At 35.1% G+C, this 15759-nt stretch carries 13 protein-coding genes; 6 read left to right on the top strand and 7 right to left on the bottom strand.

Annotated elements, in window-relative coordinates; genetic code table 11:
* Both ACPF9A_RS13720 and ACPF9A_RS13715 read right to left on the bottom strand, forming a co-directional pair.
* The gene (locus ACPF9A_RS13720; RefSeq protein WP_423997799.1) at positions 1-732 is read right to left on the bottom strand and encodes a LytR/AlgR family response regulator transcription factor; all 732 of its coding nucleotides are present in this window, start codon (positions 730-732) and stop codon (positions 1-3) included.
* Entirely contained in the window at positions 729-2894 is a 2166-nt protein-coding gene (locus tag ACPF9A_RS13715) for a histidine kinase (protein ID WP_423997797.1), read from the bottom strand. The genes ACPF9A_RS13720 and ACPF9A_RS13715 overlap by 4 nt, the downstream gene beginning before the upstream one ends.
* Positions 2895-3136: 242 nt before the next feature.
* Between ACPF9A_RS13715 and ACPF9A_RS13710 the strand changes: the two genes are divergently transcribed.
* A complete protein-coding gene (locus tag ACPF9A_RS13710; protein WP_423997795.1) occupies positions 3137-4312 on the top strand; it encodes a vWA domain-containing protein in 1176 nt (391 codons plus the stop codon).
* Positions 4313-4440: 128 nt separating this feature from the next.
* The gene (locus tag ACPF9A_RS13705) at positions 4441-5637 is read left to right on the top strand and encodes an IS256 family transposase (RefSeq protein WP_423997793.1); all 1197 of its coding nucleotides are present in this window, start codon (positions 4441-4443) and stop codon (positions 5635-5637) included.
* Between the two features lie 56 nt (positions 5638-5693).
* On the opposite strand, the gene ACPF9A_RS13700 is transcribed toward ACPF9A_RS13705, so the two are convergent.
* Positions 5694-6716: a PorP/SprF family type IX secretion system membrane protein gene (locus tag ACPF9A_RS13700; RefSeq protein ID WP_423997791.1), complete on the bottom strand. Its 1023-nt coding sequence runs from the start codon at positions 6714-6716 to the stop codon at positions 5694-5696.
* A 123-nt stretch (positions 6717-6839) separates the two neighbouring features.
* On the opposite strand from ACPF9A_RS13700, the gene ACPF9A_RS13695 reads away from it, so the two are divergent.
* From ACPF9A_RS13695 to ACPF9A_RS13680, 4 genes are all read left to right on the top strand, one after another.
* Positions 6840-7751: a NifU family protein gene (locus ACPF9A_RS13695; RefSeq protein WP_423997790.1), complete on the top strand. Its 912-nt coding sequence runs from the start codon at positions 6840-6842 to the stop codon at positions 7749-7751.
* A gap of 71 nt (positions 7752-7822) precedes the next feature.
* Entirely contained in the window at positions 7823-8023 is a 201-nt protein-coding gene (locus ACPF9A_RS13690; protein ID WP_027064938.1) for a dodecin family protein, read from the top strand.
* 68 nt (positions 8024-8091) lie between these two features.
* Positions 8092-10143 (top strand): thioredoxin domain-containing protein, encoded by a 2052-nt coding sequence (locus ACPF9A_RS13685; protein ID WP_423997787.1) that lies wholly within the window; start codon positions 8092-8094, stop codon positions 10141-10143.
* A 75-nt stretch (positions 10144-10218) separates the two neighbouring features.
* Positions 10219-11046, top strand: a complete 828-nt coding sequence (locus ACPF9A_RS13680) for a mechanosensitive ion channel family protein (RefSeq protein ID WP_423997785.1) — start codon at positions 10219-10221, stop codon at positions 11044-11046.
* A 64-nt stretch (positions 11047-11110) separates the two neighbouring features.
* On the opposite strand, the gene tsaB is transcribed toward ACPF9A_RS13680, so the two are convergent.
* The 4 genes from tsaB to ACPF9A_RS13660 form a co-directional block, all read right to left on the bottom strand.
* Entirely contained in the window at positions 11111-11791 is a 681-nt protein-coding gene (gene tsaB, locus ACPF9A_RS13675; protein WP_423997783.1) for a tRNA (adenosine(37)-N6)-threonylcarbamoyltransferase complex dimerization subunit type 1 TsaB, read from the bottom strand.
* Positions 11792-11872: 81 nt separating this feature from the next.
* Positions 11873-13267 (bottom strand): TolC family protein, encoded by a 1395-nt coding sequence (locus tag ACPF9A_RS13670; protein WP_423997781.1) that lies wholly within the window; start codon positions 13265-13267, stop codon positions 11873-11875.
* A gap of 36 nt (positions 13268-13303) precedes the next feature.
* Positions 13304-14452 (bottom strand): efflux RND transporter periplasmic adaptor subunit, encoded by a 1149-nt coding sequence (locus ACPF9A_RS13665; RefSeq protein ID WP_423997779.1) that lies wholly within the window; start codon positions 14450-14452, stop codon positions 13304-13306.
* Between the two features lie 43 nt (positions 14453-14495).
* Positions 14496-15758: an ABC transporter permease gene (locus ACPF9A_RS13660; RefSeq protein ID WP_423997777.1), complete on the bottom strand. Its 1263-nt coding sequence runs from the start codon at positions 15756-15758 to the stop codon at positions 14496-14498.
* Position 15759: the final 1 nt, after the last annotated feature.

Below are 15759 nucleotides of genomic sequence, written 5' to 3'. Positions count from 1 at the left end.
TTAATTAAAATACGATAGAAAATCTTTCTTTTTTGATGCAGATACCATCACCTCTTTTCCGTTAGACATTACTACGCTACCGCCTTTACCCTTGCAATACTTGACCACTTCGTTTACATTTACAAGGTACGATTTGTGCACTCGAGCAAAGGGAAAATCAATAAGTGCATCTTCAAAATACTTCAAGGTTTTACTAACCAATATTTTCTTGTTCAATAAATATATTTCGGTATAATTATCATCTGCCTTACAGTATAATATTTCTGCAACGTTCAAAATTTGGAATCCGTCTTGCTGTGGCAAGGTCAACTTACCCTCTACCCCTTTATATTTAGTACTTAATACCTCACCTTCTAAACTTGCTTCTTTCTCACGAACTCCGCTAACATATTCTACGGCATTAATCAACTCATCGATATTTATCGGTTTTGTCAAATAATATGCTGCATGATTATTTAAGGCATCTTTTGCATAGTGATCATAAGCGGTAACAAAAACGGTTTCAAAAGTTCTGTCTGGTAATTGATCAAGTAGATCAAAAGCATTACCGAACGGCATTTCAACATCAAGAAACACCAAGTCTAAAACATTATTCTCAATTAAAACTAAAGCCTCTTTGATAGATGATGCTTCACCCAACAAAGTTACACTAGGGCAGTATTTAGAGATATAATTTCTTAAAATCTCTCTGCTATTAGCTTCATCTTCTACTAAAATTGCTCTTAAGCTCATTTTTCTCTTTTTAAAATAAATAGCACTTTTGTACCTGTACCATCTGCTTGCAGGTCCGAAATTTTAATATGCACCTTATCGGTATACATATCATTTAAAATAGCAACACGCTTTTTAATAATGCCCATACCTTTAGATTTTTGTTTTCTTTGATTTTGGGTTTTAATTTCTGCGGATTTCTTTCGGCCGATTCCATTATCTGTAATAGATATAATTATAGAATCTGCACTATTTTCTTTGACGGTAACCAACAATTCACCCTTATCATCTCGATAACGTAAACCGTGCCAAATAGCATTTTCAATATAGGGCTGCAATAACATTGGTGGAATTTGAAATTTAGACACTTGTACCTTTTCATCTACCTCAATTGAGTAATCGAACTTATCTTCGAAACGAGAGTGTTCTAAATTGATATAAAGCTCTAATTGTTGTAACTCTTTTTCTAACGGAATAAAATCTTCTTCGGAATTCTCTAGTACAGAACGCATTAAAGTTGAAAAATTACTTAAATACCTATTAGCACTACGTTCATCGTTTTTCGAAATGAAGTTATTTACAGAATTCAACGCATTGAATATAAAATGCGGATTCATCTGCGACCTCAAAGATTTTAGCGCCAAAAGGTTATTTGCCAGTTTTTGTTGTTGATTACTTCGATAAAAGAAAAAAGCCGCCAGTAAGGTTAATAAGAGTCCGAATATGAGTGAATAAATTACCAACTGTTGTCGTTTATTACTCTCTTGTACCAACTCTTGCTCGGTAAGAGCTAAATCATATTTACTTTGCGATAATTCTCTTTCTTGCTCTAAACCCGTAAGCCTATTTTGCGCATTTGCAATTTCCCTATTGAAACGGTTTGCCCTAGAAATCTCTTGTTCTTTGCGTACATACAATGAATCTACCAGCGCAACATAAGTTTGATAGGTATCTAATGCTTTGGTGAAATCGCCTTTTACCTTATATACTTCAGACAATTTTCTAGTAGCGTCTTTCTGAACCACTAAGTCGTCATCAGAATTTGCTTCGATTATACTTTTTTCTAAAAACGGTATAGCCTCATTATATTTATCTTGAGAAATATAAGCGTTCGCTATCTTATAATTTATTCGTTGCGAAGTTATAGTATCGCCAAGTTCTAATTTTTTTATACCTGCATTAGGCGAATTAAGTTTTTTTAATTCTTGAAGACTACTTTTACGCATAGTAATTTCTTCATTGAATCTATTTTTGGTGTTATAAAAATCAGCCACCTTTTCCTTTTCCTGTAATGCTCTTTTCGGTTCGGATTGATTTGCTAATTCTAATGAACTATCATAATAAGCTTCAGCCTCCATATTCTGATTTCCCAGAGAATAGGTATCTGCGATTTTAGAATTTAAATCGATCATTTTTGATGTGATCTGATTTTTATCTGCTATCAACAAACCTCTATTGTACAAGTCTAAGGCTAATTGTGTTTTACCTTCACCTTTATTAGCATCACCTAACAACTCATATAATACGGAACTTTGGTTTGGCGGCATGGACTTTATTTCCAATAACGGATTCAACAGTTCTAAAGTTTCTTCATATCTAAAAGTTAGATTATATGCTTTACCCAGCAATAATGATGTTGAAATGGTTTTATTATTGTCTAAAGCATCTTCATAATTATCAATTGCGAGATCTAATTGTTTATGATATTGATATATTTCACCAAGTTTTGAAAGCGACCTTGCCAACTCTTTCTTGCGCCCTCTTTTACCTAAAATTGAAATTGACTGCGTCACTAAATCAATACTTCGTTCAATATCTTGGCCCTTATATTCTTCAGCAGAGTCTAATAATTGTTGATGTTTGACAGCTATATCTGGCAACGATTTTGATCGGCTGCTCATGGAAGAAGTCTCAAAATCTTCTACCAAGATTAAAACATCATCATTTTTCTCTACATCGTAACGTAGCGTTTCAATATCCTCATGTTCTATTACAAGTTGATCACCAATTCTGGTTCTAATCTCGAATTCGCCTAATCCGTTTGTAATTACAAAATTTCCCATCTGATTAGAAATGGAAACTCCAGAAATAGGTTTCCCCGAATTTCTGACCTCTACCCTACCTTTTAATTTAAATTTTAGGGCATCATTTTGCGATTGAGACAGAAGGAAATTCCATCCCAAAAGAAAACATATTACTATATAGATACTATAATTTTTCATCTGCTATTACTACGGTAAACTTAGCTGATTATTGTGGCACTAAAAAATGCGTATTACTTAAAACACCCTGCACTAAACAACCATTTCATGGGTTTACAAACTCTGCATGCCACTTTACTAAGTGAAAAGACCAGTTCGCTCATTCTCGCTTTACAGAGAAATACTTTGCTTTTAGTTTAGCAATGAATTTAAAACAAAAAACGATGAAAACGATTAAACAACTTGCATCATTCGGCATAGCACTTCTAACCTTAACTACGGCTTTTGCCTGCAATACTAAAGAAAAGAAAAAAACCATTGAACTAATTGCCCAAGCTACTGAACCAACTGAACCAAAAGAATCGAACACCGTACAAATAGCATTGTTATTAGATACTAGCAATAGCATGGACGGATTAATAAACCAAGCCAAATCTCAATTATGGGATATTGTAAACGAGTTTAGCTATGCTAAATGTGGTAATGACACAAGACCTAATTTACAAATTGCATTATACCAGTATGGTAATGACAACCTCTCTGCAAATGAAGGATACATTCAACAAGTATTAGGTTTTAGTAGTGATTTAGATGAGATTTCAGAAAAGCTATTTTCTTTGACCACAAATGGCGGAGAAGAATATTGCGGCAAAGTACTGCAGACCTCTTTACACCAATTACCCTGGAATAAAAACCCAGATTTACTACGTATGATTTTCATTGCCGGTAACGAACCATTTAATCAAGGCAGATATAATTACAGAACTGCATTAGCAAATGCCAATGAAAAGGACGTAGTAGTAAATACTATTTTCTGCGGAAACTATGAACTAGGCATTAGTACCGACTGGAAGAACGGAGCATCGTTAACGGGCGGTGAATATATGGCAATAGACCACAATAAAGAAGTAGTACATATTACTACACCCTATGATGAAATCATAATTAAACTAAATTCAAGATTAAACAAAACATACGTTTCTTACGGGTCGATGGGTAAATCAAAATATATCGCACAAGAAGTACAAGATAGTAATGCATTAGAGATGGAAGAAGCCGTTGCTGTAAAAAGAGCAGTCAGCAAAAGCTCAAGACTTTACAATAATAAAAAGTGGGATTTGGTGGATGCCTACGATGATGCAGATTTTGAAATCAGCTCTGTGGAGATTGACGAATTACCAGAAGAGCTAAAGGGTAGAAATGAAAAAGAGATAAAATCTTACGTTGAATCAAAAAAGAATGAAAGAGAAGAGATTCAAAAAGATATACAAGAGTATAACAAGAAAAGACTAGCCTATATTTCTGAACATCAAAAAGATGAAAAATCGGGAGAGCTTGAAAATGCTATGATTAAAGCAATAAAAAAACAAGCTAAAACTAAAAATTATAGTTGGGAGTAAAATTAAAAAGGTCTGCTTATAAATAAGCAGACCTTTTTATTAATAGGACTATCTCATAAAGTGTGTAAATAAAAAAATAGCGGGGGCATGCCCCCGCTATTTTTTTAACTTTAAATTTTCACACCATTATGAAGAAAGAGGAATTATTCAACGATGAGTTCTTAAAACAGTTCAAGACCGGTGACGAGCTGAACGGTTTTCTGAAAGAACTCCAAAAACGTGGTATCGAGAAGATGCTGGAAGGCGAGCTTGACGGCCACCTCGATTATGACAAACATGGAAAGGCCAGGAACGGGAACACACGTAACGGCCATTCGACCAAAAAAGTCCGTACCTCCTTCGGGGAATCAAGGATCGCGGTGCCAAGGGACAGGGATGCCAGTTTCAACCCCATGATCGTGCCCAAGCGCGGTAATATGGTCGACGGTATCGAGAACGTGATCGTATCGCTCTATGCCAAGGGAATGAGCAACAGCGATATCGAAGAGCAGATACGGGAGGTCTACAACTTCGATATCTCCACATCCACCATATCGAGGATAACCGACAAGATCTCCGGGGACATCGTCGCTTGGCAGAACAGGCCATTGGAACCGATATACCTTATCGTCTGGATGGACGGGATCGTGTTCAAGGTACGCGAGAACTCGAAGGTCATCAACAAAACGGTCTATATCGCGGTAGGATTGCGCAGGGACGGTAAGAAAGAGGTCCTTGGGCTTTGGTTGGGCAAGAACGAGTCCGCCGCTTTTTGGATGAGCGTACTGACCGATATACGCGCCCGTGGCACCGAGGACATCCTGATAACCGCAACCGATAATCTGAACGGGTTCACCCAGACCATCAAGAACGTGTTCCCCGAATCCAAGACCCAGATATGTGTGGTGCATCAAATAAGGAATGCCTGTAGGTACGTTGTCTGGAAGGACAAAAAAGCCTTTACAACAGATATGAAACTTATCTACAACGCACCTACACAAGCTGCGGCGAAGGCCGCCCTAAAGGACTTTGCGGACAAATGGGAAGGGAAGTACTCCTATGCCGTCAAAAGCTGGAGGGACAACTGGGACGAGCTTACCGTGTTCTTCGAGTTCCCCATCGAGATCAGGAAAATAATCTATACCACCAACCTTATCGAGAACCTGAACGGCAAGATCAGGAAGTACACCAAGAACAAGCTGTCCTTCCCGACGGACGATGCCGTGATGAAATCCGTATATTTGGCGGTAAGGGAGGCCACCAAAAAGTGGTCGATGCCTGTAAGGAACTGGGGCATAATCCTAAATCAGTTCCTGACGATCTATGAAAAAAGGGTCAGACTTTAGATAAAAGTCCAACCCCTGTTATTTTTAACTTACACAGTTAATGGGATAGTGTCTTATTAATTCGCTGCTGGGCAGTAACAGTCATATTTACGACCAGTTTGCCCGAAGTCATAACCAAGAGTTATTTGATGAAACCCTCCATTATCAAATCGAATATCGCCCATTTGGTATGAATAATTATAAGAAACCATAAAGTTATTAATGTTCGCCCCCACTATTGGCGTAATTAATTGCAAACGTTGTTCTCCAAAAGTACCATTGTCTTGAAATTGTACTCCGTCAAAACTTCTTCTATAAGAAATACCTCCCCAAACACGACCAAAATCTACATCTCTATATACTTTAGCATTCATATCAAGAGTTTTTTCTTTAGTAAACTCTGTTAATTGAAAAAGAACAGATGGTTCAAATTGCCACTCACTTTTTCCAAAAACGTATCCTGTAGAGATTAAAAAACGTCTAATATTATCGATTACCAATTGATCAGGATTATCTTGTCTATCTCTATAATAAACATTTCTTTTGCTGCCTGTCAATGCATTTGTAACTGCAAAGTGCGTATAAAATTCTTGATAATTATACGATAAACCAATATCTACATTTGTATATGAAGAACTTAATTTAATTCCTGATACTGCAGGATCGGGTGTAGCTGATCTAAATTCAGTTTCATCTAAACTACTTTGCAAGAGAGTTGCACTTAGTCCAAATGATAATTGGTTTAGCACCCTAACATCATTACTACCCATTCTTAAATGGTGGGCGTATGTTAACTTTAACCCTGTTTGAGAGTGGTAACCATTAGCGTCATTAAATATGATAGCACCAATACCACTAGGCGAATCGCCTAATCTAAAATGTGCATTAATAGTTTGCAAACTCGGCGCATCATCTACATCGAACCATTGTTTTCTAGCCGTAGCCCTAACCTTCCCTCCTTCGCCAATACCAGCCATAGATGGAAAAACCAAATAGTAGTTATCTGACAAATAATCAAAATACACGGGAATTCCCTCTTGGGCCGAAGATTTTGAACCTATAAAAAGAAAAATCAATATCAGTAAAAAGTTGTATTTCATCTTGGGATGTTAAAACTAGGTTTAGTTTCGATACTATAAAGTTTATAACGAGTTAACCTGAACATTATTATGTGCTGCTAAACTAAGATTTCCTTTGTATTTTTGTGTAAAATTTTTGATGAAATGAAAGAGTATTCGATTACGGTCGTTAAGACCAATAACCCAAATATATTAAAGTTCGAAACTAATCACATATTAGTTCAACGTAAGAATTACGAATTCAAGAATATTGATGAGGCTAAAAACTCACCTTTAGCGCAGCAATTATTCTACCTGCCTTTTATCAAAACGGTATATATTTCTGGTGATTTTATAGGACTAGAACGTTATGACATAGTTCAGTGGGAAGATGTGAAAGATGAAGTTGCACAACAACTAGTTGAGTATTTGAATTCAGGGGAGCCTATCGTTATAGAAGAAGACATGGATAAGCCTGTACCTGTAACAGTTTACGCAGAGGTTACACCGAACCCATCTACCATGAAATTTGTTGCCAGCAAGAAAATTGTAGCATCGGCCTTCGAGTTCAAAAATATTGATGAGGCAAGAGATTCTAAACTAGCGATGGAGCTATTTCAGTTTCCGTTCGTAAAACAAGTATTTATAGACGAAAACTACGTTTCTGTATCTAAATATGAAGTTGCCGACTGGGAAGATATCAATATTGAATTACGCGAAGTAATCAGAAATTTCATCGCAGATGGCAAGCAGATTGTTGCTGACAATGCAAAAGCAATAGGCGCAGAAGCGCAGGTTTCTGAAACTGTATCGGCAGAGAGCACAATAGCGCTTGATGAAACCTCTCAAGAAATAGTTGATATTTTAGAAGAATATGTAAAACCTGCGGTGGCTAGCGATGGTGGTAACATTATGTTTCAATCATACGATGCAGAAAGCAAAACTGTAAATGTAATTTTACAAGGAGCTTGTAGTGGTTGCCCATCATCAACATTCACTTTGAAAAACGGTATTGAAACGATGCTGAAAAATATGATGGGAGATAAAGTAAATGAAGTTGTCGCGCTAAACGGTTAATTAATAATTGAAATGAATTAAAGTTTGCCTCCAATTTTTGTAACTTACGGTAAATCTAAAAATCATTAATTATGGCAGTTTTAAAAGTAATCGAAATATTAGCAAATTCTGATAATGGATGGGAAGACGCAGCTAAAAAAGCAGTATCTGAAGCATCTAAATCAGTAAAAAATATTAAGTCGGTTTATATCAACGAGCAAAGTGCTACCGTTGAAGATGGAAAAATCAAGAATTATAGAGTGAACGTGAAAATCACTTTCGAAGTGAAATAACCATCACCTAAAAGGATTAAAAGCGCCATTAAGGCGCTTTTTTTTGTACTTAAAACTAAAAACATTCGATGTCAACCCCACAAAAGCACACTAATAATCTAATTAAAGAAAGTAGTCCCTATTTACTACAACATGCACACAACCCTGTACATTGGGAAGCTTGGCATGACGAAGTTTTACAACAAGCAAAAGACGAGAAAAAGCTAATACTAATAAGTATTGGGTATGCTGCTTGTCATTGGTGCCATGTTATGGAACACGAGTGTTTTGAAGATGAAGAAGTCGCCGAAACTATGAACGCCCATTTTATAAATATTAAAGTTGACAGGGAAGAGCGACCAGATATTGATCATATTTACATGGATGCCCTACAAATGATGACAGGCAGTGGTGGCTGGCCATTAAATATTCTTGCATTGCCCGATGGCAGACCTTTCTGGGGTGCAACCTTCGTTAAAAAACAAGAATGGATACAAGTTTTGAATCAACTTCAACAACTATATGTTGATGACCCTAATAAGATTATTGGTTATGCAGAAAATATGGCAAGCGGTTTAAAAGAAATTAATGCTGTAAACTCAAGTGATAATCAAGAATATATACAAGTCGCTGAAATTGAGTTAATGGTCAATGATTGGACCAAATATTTTGACACTTTTTTAGGAGGATATAAGCGCGCACCAAAATTCATGATGCCCACAAACCTTAACTTCCTATTACATTATTCTCATACTAAACAAGACAATAACGTAGCAGAATATGTAAACACCACATTAAAAAGAATGGCGTGGGGAGGCATATTTGATCATGTCGGTGGAGGTTTTTCTAGATATTCTGTAGACACGAAATGGCATGTACCCCATTTCGAAAAAATGCTCTATGACAATGGGTTATTAATTAGTTTATATGCTAATGCTTATGCTGCTACAAAAAATGAACTTTACAAGAATGTTGTTGAGAAAAGTATAAGATTTCTTCAAGAAGAGCTCTTAGATAAAAGCAACGGATTCTATTCTTCTTTAGATGCAGATAGTTTAACAAATGATAACAAGTTAGTAGAAGGTGCCTTTTATGTTTGGCAAGAAGTTCAGCTAAAGCAATTGTTAAAAGACGATTACCCGATTTTTAGAGATTACTTCAGCATTAACTCTTATGGGTATTGGGAAGAAGATAATTATGTTCTAATAAGAGATTCTGACGCATTAGACATTGCCATGAATCATTCTATTACAAAATTGGAGTTACAGCAAATAATCTCTAAATGTCTTTCATTATTGAAAGATGAGAGAGAGAAAAGAAACAAACCAAGATTAGATGACAAAATACTAACGTCATGGAACGGTTTGGCGTTAAAAGGACTTACTGATGCCTATAAATATTTAGAGAATGAAACCTATTTAGAATTAGCTCTAAACAACGCGAATTTCATTCTAGAACATATGATTGCCGAAGATGGCGGTCTATTTCGCAACTATAAAAATGGTAAACGCACAATTCACGGCTTTTTAGAGGATTATGCCTCGGTTATTGATGCATTTTTAGGACTTTATGAGATATCTTTTGATGAACAATGGCTTAATCATAGTTTACAATTAGCCAATTATGTTATCGAACATTTCTCAGATACCGAAACCGGATTATTCTTTTTCACCTCTAATAATGAAGATGGGCTTATTAGAAAAACATTAGAAGTTGCCGATAATGTAATTCCGGCTTCCAATTCGATAATGGCTCATAATCTTCATAAACTATCTAAATATTTTCCAGAAGATAATTTCGAAGTTCGATTGAATAAAATGATGAAAACGATGAAACCATCCATCATTAAAAATCCTCAAAATCATGCAAACTGGCTTCATCTTTCGCTACTAATGGATCAAAAATTCTTCGAAGTGGTCTCTATCGGTGAAAATTTTAAACCCATATGCAAAACGCTAATGAAGAACTATCTTCCAAATGTTATATTTGCTGCATCAAATGCTAAAACTAGCAACTTACCTTTATTGATGAATAGGTATGTAATGAACAAGACGCTCATCTATGTTTGTAATCATGGGAGCTGTCAAATGCCGGTTGAAGAACCTAATAAAGCTTTAGACCTTGTTTCCCCTATTATTTAACGATTGTTTAGCCTCTCAATTTTTTACAGCACATAGGTTATTTGGTTAAGTTGGCTGTTTTAAAAAAAATAAATTATGTTAGATAAAATAATGAACCTGCAAGAACATGCAGATAATGCTATAGCTTGGCTTTGGGATGTACTACCTAGTATATTGTGGGCCATATTTCTATTAATAGCAGGTACCTATGTCATACGTTTCATAAATAAAATGATTCGTAAATTTTTCGCAAATAAAGATTATGATTTAGCGCTAGAAACATTTTTACAAAGCTTTATAAGTATAGGTTTAAAAATAATACTTTTTATATTGGTGATTACCCAATTAGGGGTTCAAACAAGTTCTTTAGTTGCAATTTTAGCTTCTGCTGGTTTGGCTATTGGTTTAGCTCTACAAGGCTCTCTTGCTAATTTTGCTGGGGGCGTTCTTATACTATTATTCAAACCCTTTAAAATAGGCGATTTTATTTCTGCTCAAGGTGTTGATGGAACAGTAAAAGAAATTTCGATTTTCACTACAAAGCTAACTACATTCGGTAATCAACTAGCAATAATACCAAATGGCCAACTTTCTAATAATACCATTACGAACTATAATGCTCAAGATACGAGAAGAGACAAAATTGATGTAGGCATCGGTTACAACTCTAATATTAAAGAAGCAAAAGAAATTCTTTTGGCAATATGTAATGATCGCGAAACAATTCATAAAACACCAGCTCCTGAAGTATATGTTGGTGAATTAGGGGACAGTTCAGTAAACCTAACCCTACGTTTTTGGGCAAATAATGGTGATTTTTGGGCGGCACATTTCTATGTGATGGAAGAAATTAAATATAGGTTTGATGCTGCAGGTATTGAAATACCGTTCCCACAAAGAGTGATTACACAAATGAAAAATTAATTTTCGATTTATAGTATATAAAAAGCCCTTGATAACTCAAGGGCTTTTTCAATTTATATCAATTTTATGCTTTTGACTTCTTAGTCTGTAACACAAAATCCTTCAAATAATACGGCTCAAAATAAGCTACATCTTCAAAATCAGACATTTTAAATTTATCTGCTGAAATAGAAGCCATTTCTTTAGCGGAAGGCACTACTTCACAGTGATAAGTTATCGTGTCTAATGAAAATAATTCTTTAATCTTCTCTGCACCGCTACCTAAAAAGTGAATATGTTTAGATTTGATATGCTCTTGAAAAGAATGCTCATCAATAATTTCAGCTTTTGTTTCTCTTACTTCATTGAGTTCAGCATCAAAAACCGACGAATACACTTCCATACGTCTAGCGTCTAGTACAGGTATCAATACTTCGTTATTCTCAATTTTAACTTGGGATGCCATACTTTTTAATGTGGAAACAGATATCAAAGGGATGCCTAATGCATAGCACAAGCCTTTTGCCGCCGAAACACCAATTCGAAGCCCAGTATAAGAGCCAGGGCCTTTACTGACCGCCACAGCTTCTAAATCTTCCATTTTTAAAGAAGCTTCTGTCATCACTTCCTCAATGAACACATGCAATTTTTCGGCATGAGAATAGTTAGCCGAATTCAATTCTCTCATTGAAAGAATTTCGCCGTCTTTAGCAACACACACCGAACAATTTGTTGATGAGGTTTCTAGATTTAATAGTACACCCATATTGCAAAGGTATTACTTACTATAAAATGAAAAAGCCTGTACACATAAAAATGTTACAGGCTTTTTCATTAAGATTCTTATCTATTCCAAAGAAATAGGAATACCGAAATAGAATTCTAATATTTTTAATCTAAAAATATAATCATATTTTGTTCTAATAACATCTGCCTTTGCATTATCAATCCTAGATTGAGCCTGACTGTATTCAAAAGCGTTCATTAAACCTACATCAAACCGCTCTTTTGAATACTCAAAAGCCAAAGTTCTAGCTTCCAAAGTTTTTTCAGCTGCTTCATATGATTTCAAAAAGGTAGATACATTGACATATGCTTGCTGTATTTCTGCCTCTAAGGCAAGCTTATCTTGTTCTAATTGAAGCTTTGAACTTTCTAAATTAATCGCTGCACGTTTCATATCATTCTTTACACTGAACCCGTTAAAGACTGGTACATTAATTTGAAAACCGTAAGAAATACCATCATTAAGATAAAATTGATTAGTAATTGATTCCCTAGTTAAGAGAAGGTTTCCTTGATTATTAGGGTCAAACAAAAATTGTCCTGGATTATCCGGGTCTGCCACTGGACCAAATTGATTAGTATAAAACGTATTATAATTAAAAAAAGCATTAATAGTAGGATAAAGTGCTCCTTTAGCAATTTGTTTGTCTTTTTCCGCAATAGCGACATTAGATTCTGAAACCTTAATATCGTTCCTAAACTCTAAAGCTTTAAAAAAAATATCCTTTGCCGAGTTATTTAGAATATCTGAAAGAGGAATATTAAACTCTTCATCTGCTATATCAAAATTATCATAATCCGTTATTTGTAGAATCTGAGCCAAACTAATCTTAGATATTAAAATTAGACCTTCATTATTAACTATTTGTTGTTCTTGAGTCGCTGCTGTAGCCTGTATCTCTAATAAATCTCCTCTGGGCACTACACCAGAATCCACTAATTCTTTTGTTCTTTTCAAATCCTGTTCAGTTACCGCATATTGCGCTTTAGCTACCTCTAATGCCTCTTTATTAGATAGTACTTGCAAATATGAATTAGCCACGCTAAGTCGAATATCATCTTTCAAATCATCCAAACGATACTGACTTGCGATAGTATTTAATTTAGCTCTGTTCAATCTATGGATATTTCGTAGACCATCAAAAAGTGTAACGCCAGTGGTAATACCGGGAGTAACAGAAAATATAGTTCCAGAAACATTTGCATTACTATTTGGATCAACAACTAATCCTGACCTTTCAGAAACTCCAGAACTTAAATTCAAATTAGGTAAAAATGCGCCGAGCGCGTCTGATTTATCTATTTTGACCGAGGCTAAATCCAATTCCAATTGTTCTATTGTTAGATTGTTCTCTACAGCATAAGTCACACACTCTTGTAAATTCCATTTCTTTTGTTGGGCCATCCCTACTACAACAGAAAACATCATGAGTAATCCTGTGATTTTAAATTTCATTTTTTGATTGTTTTGATTTGTATTTTGATTGACTTTTTACTCTACTGATTCTTTTTCTTCGCCTTCATCTTCTCCCTTCTTAACAGGCTCAGTTTTATTCCATTGTTTAACATTATCCTCTTTTGTCAAGCCAGAAATAATCTCTACATTAATTCCGTCAGAAATTCCTATTTCAATATCCTTACGTTCAAATTTTTGATCTTCTACAGACCCTACTGCTACTTCAACATAAGGCTTATCGGTTTGTCTATCAAACTGTAATAAGGCTTCTGAGATAACTAGAACACTATCTTTCTTTTCTAAAACTAAAGAAGCATTTGCGCTATAACCTGCACGAATAAAAATATCTTCGCTATTCTCTACATCACCTTCAATTTTGAATTGTACAGCTCCAGTTTCTTCTACACCTTTTGGGGCTATAAATCTTAATTTTGCATTTAATTCTTTGCCTTCAATGGCGCCTAAATTAATTTTCAAAGGTGCGCCTACTTTTAATTTTCCAACTTCGCCCTCGTCTACTTTACCTTCAAATATCATTTTACTCAAATCTGCAATTGTAGCAATTGTAGTACCATCATTAAAGGTGTTACTTTGAATTACCTGATCACCTACTTCTACAGGAATTTCAAGAATAGTTCCATCAACCGTAGCCCTAATATTGGTATTTGCACTTGTAGAACCACCTGCCGAACCTACTCTAACAATTTGATAATCTGCTTGTGCATTTTGCAATTCTTGCTGTGCCTGATCGAAACGCAACTTTAAATCATTAAAGTTTTGACTAGAAATAACACCTTTATCAAAAAGGGTCTTGTTTCTATCGAATTCTATCTTAACATTACTAAGAGATATGTTGGCACTATTCACCCTGCCTTTTGCTTGATTTAATGTTTGTTCGTTCGGAACAACCTTTATCACTGCAATTAAATCGCCAGCTTTAACTTCTACCCCTTCTTCAAGATAAATTTTTTCAATAATTCCTGATATTTGTGGTTTAATCTCAATTTCATCTTCTGGTATTAATTTACCTGTAGCAACAGTCTTCTTCTCAATATTAGAAATGAAAGGGTTAGATGTTTCATAGGTAATTGATGATTTGCTGTTACTTTTAATAAAAAATACTGCAGCCCACAAAGCCCCAAGAACTACTAGAGCTATTAATGCATATTTTACAAATTTGTTCATTTTAATAGTTGTTTATCGTTTAATATTTGGTTATTGTTCTTAATTATTCTTCTCTTAAAGCTTCAATAGGTCTTATACTAACTGCCCTTTGTGCAGGAATCAATCCGATTAAAGTACCCAAAACCACCATAATCACTAATGCCCCTATGACATAAGGTATTGGGACGGTAGGGTTAGTATATGGGAAGTCTACATCTTTAGTGAATGAATTTATAATAGCTAAAAATCCAGCACCTAAAATGACACCTAATATACCCGCAATGAGCGTTAAAAAAACTGACTCCATTACAATCTGATTTCTAACTTCAGCCGGTGTTGCACCAAGAGCTCGTCTTACCCCTAATTCTTTTGTACGTTCTTTTACTGAAATAAGTAAGATGTTGCCAATACCAATAACTCCCGCCAATATTGTAGCAATACCCACTACAAGAGACATAAATGTTAGTCCATCGGCAAAACCCATAATTTTAGAAAAAGCCGCACCTAAATTAAATGATCCAAATGCGCGTTCATCTTCGGGATCAACTCTATGTATATTTTTAAGCAGTGTTTTAATATCTTTTTCTACTTGTACTACATCTACATTATCATATGCAGCAATACACATGTACCCAATATTATCACCTGAATTATATAATTTTTGATAAGTTGTAAAAGGAATAAACATAGCCGTATCAGAATCAAAACTGACCCCTTGTGCAAGTTTATGAACACCGATCACCTGAAAATAAACACTACCAACTCTGATCCAAGTGCCCACAGGGTCTTCGTCTTTCGTATATAGTTCTTGCTCCACACGTTCACCTATTACAATTACTTTTCTAGATTGATCGATATCTTCTTGATTAATAAATCTACCACCATCATAAATTTTCTTTGTAGATATTTTGGTATAAATAGGATAATCGCCATTTAAAATATAACTACCAGATTTTTGTCCACGAACAGTATATACTGGTTCTGAACCAAAATCGCCCTGTGTAATTCTTGGCGCTATATATTGAACTTCAGGTATTCTATTTTGTATGGTTTGCACATCTTCTAATTTTAGTTGAAGCGGTCTACCTGTTTTAAAACCATCATACGGCATACTAGTACTTTGAGCCCAAACGAACATACTATTAACAGCTACTGTTTTAAAAACTTTATCAAACCCGTTATCTAACCCTTTGGCAGCACCAGAAAGCGCTATGTATATAAATATTCCCCAAAGAACACCAATTATGGTAATTATCGTTCTAGTTCTATTCTTGCTAATAGAACCAAAAATCTCTTGCCATGTATTTCTATCAAATAAAAATCCCATA

The organism is Maribacter sp. IgM3_T14_3, assembly GCF_049603095.1.
Lineage (GTDB): Bacteria > Bacteroidota > Bacteroidia > Flavobacteriales > Flavobacteriaceae > Maribacter.
This window is presented reverse-complemented; position numbering and strand designations above follow the sequence as displayed.

Excerpts from the sequence above, each read along its gene's own strand:
- ACPF9A_RS13720 (WP_423997799.1), bottom strand. The coding sequence starts at position 732 with ATGAGCTTAAGAGCAATTTTAGTAGAAGATGAAGCTAATAGCAGAGAG.
- ACPF9A_RS13710 (WP_423997795.1), top strand. The coding sequence starts at position 3,137 with ATGAAAACGATTAAACAACTTGCATCATTCGGCATAGCACTTCTAACC.
- ACPF9A_RS13705 (WP_423997793.1), top strand. The coding sequence starts at position 4,441 with ATGAAGAAAGAGGAATTATTCAACGATGAGTTCTTAAAACAGTTCAAG.
- ACPF9A_RS13700 (WP_423997791.1), bottom strand. The coding sequence starts at position 6,716 with ATGAAATACAACTTTTTACTGATATTGATTTTTCTTTTTATAGGTTCA.
- ACPF9A_RS13695 (WP_423997790.1), top strand. The coding sequence starts at position 6,840 with ATGAAAGAGTATTCGATTACGGTCGTTAAGACCAATAACCCAAATATA.
- ACPF9A_RS13690 (WP_027064938.1), top strand. The coding sequence starts at position 7,823 with ATGGCAGTTTTAAAAGTAATCGAAATATTAGCAAATTCTGATAATGGA.
- ACPF9A_RS13685 (WP_423997787.1), top strand. The coding sequence starts at position 8,092 with ATGTCAACCCCACAAAAGCACACTAATAATCTAATTAAAGAAAGTAGT.
- ACPF9A_RS13680 (WP_423997785.1), top strand. The coding sequence starts at position 10,219 with ATGTTAGATAAAATAATGAACCTGCAAGAACATGCAGATAATGCTATA.
- tsaB (WP_423997783.1), bottom strand. The coding sequence starts at position 11,791 with ATGGGTGTACTATTAAATCTAGAAACCTCATCAACAAATTGTTCGGTG.
- ACPF9A_RS13670 (WP_423997781.1), bottom strand. The coding sequence starts at position 13,267 with ATGAAATTTAAAATCACAGGATTACTCATGATGTTTTCTGTTGTAGTA.
- ACPF9A_RS13665 (WP_423997779.1), bottom strand. The coding sequence starts at position 14,452 with ATGAACAAATTTGTAAAATATGCATTAATAGCTCTAGTAGTTCTTGGG.
- ACPF9A_RS13660 (WP_423997777.1), bottom strand. The coding sequence starts at position 15,758 with ATGGGATTTTTATTTGATAGAAATACATGGCAAGAGATTTTTGGTTCT.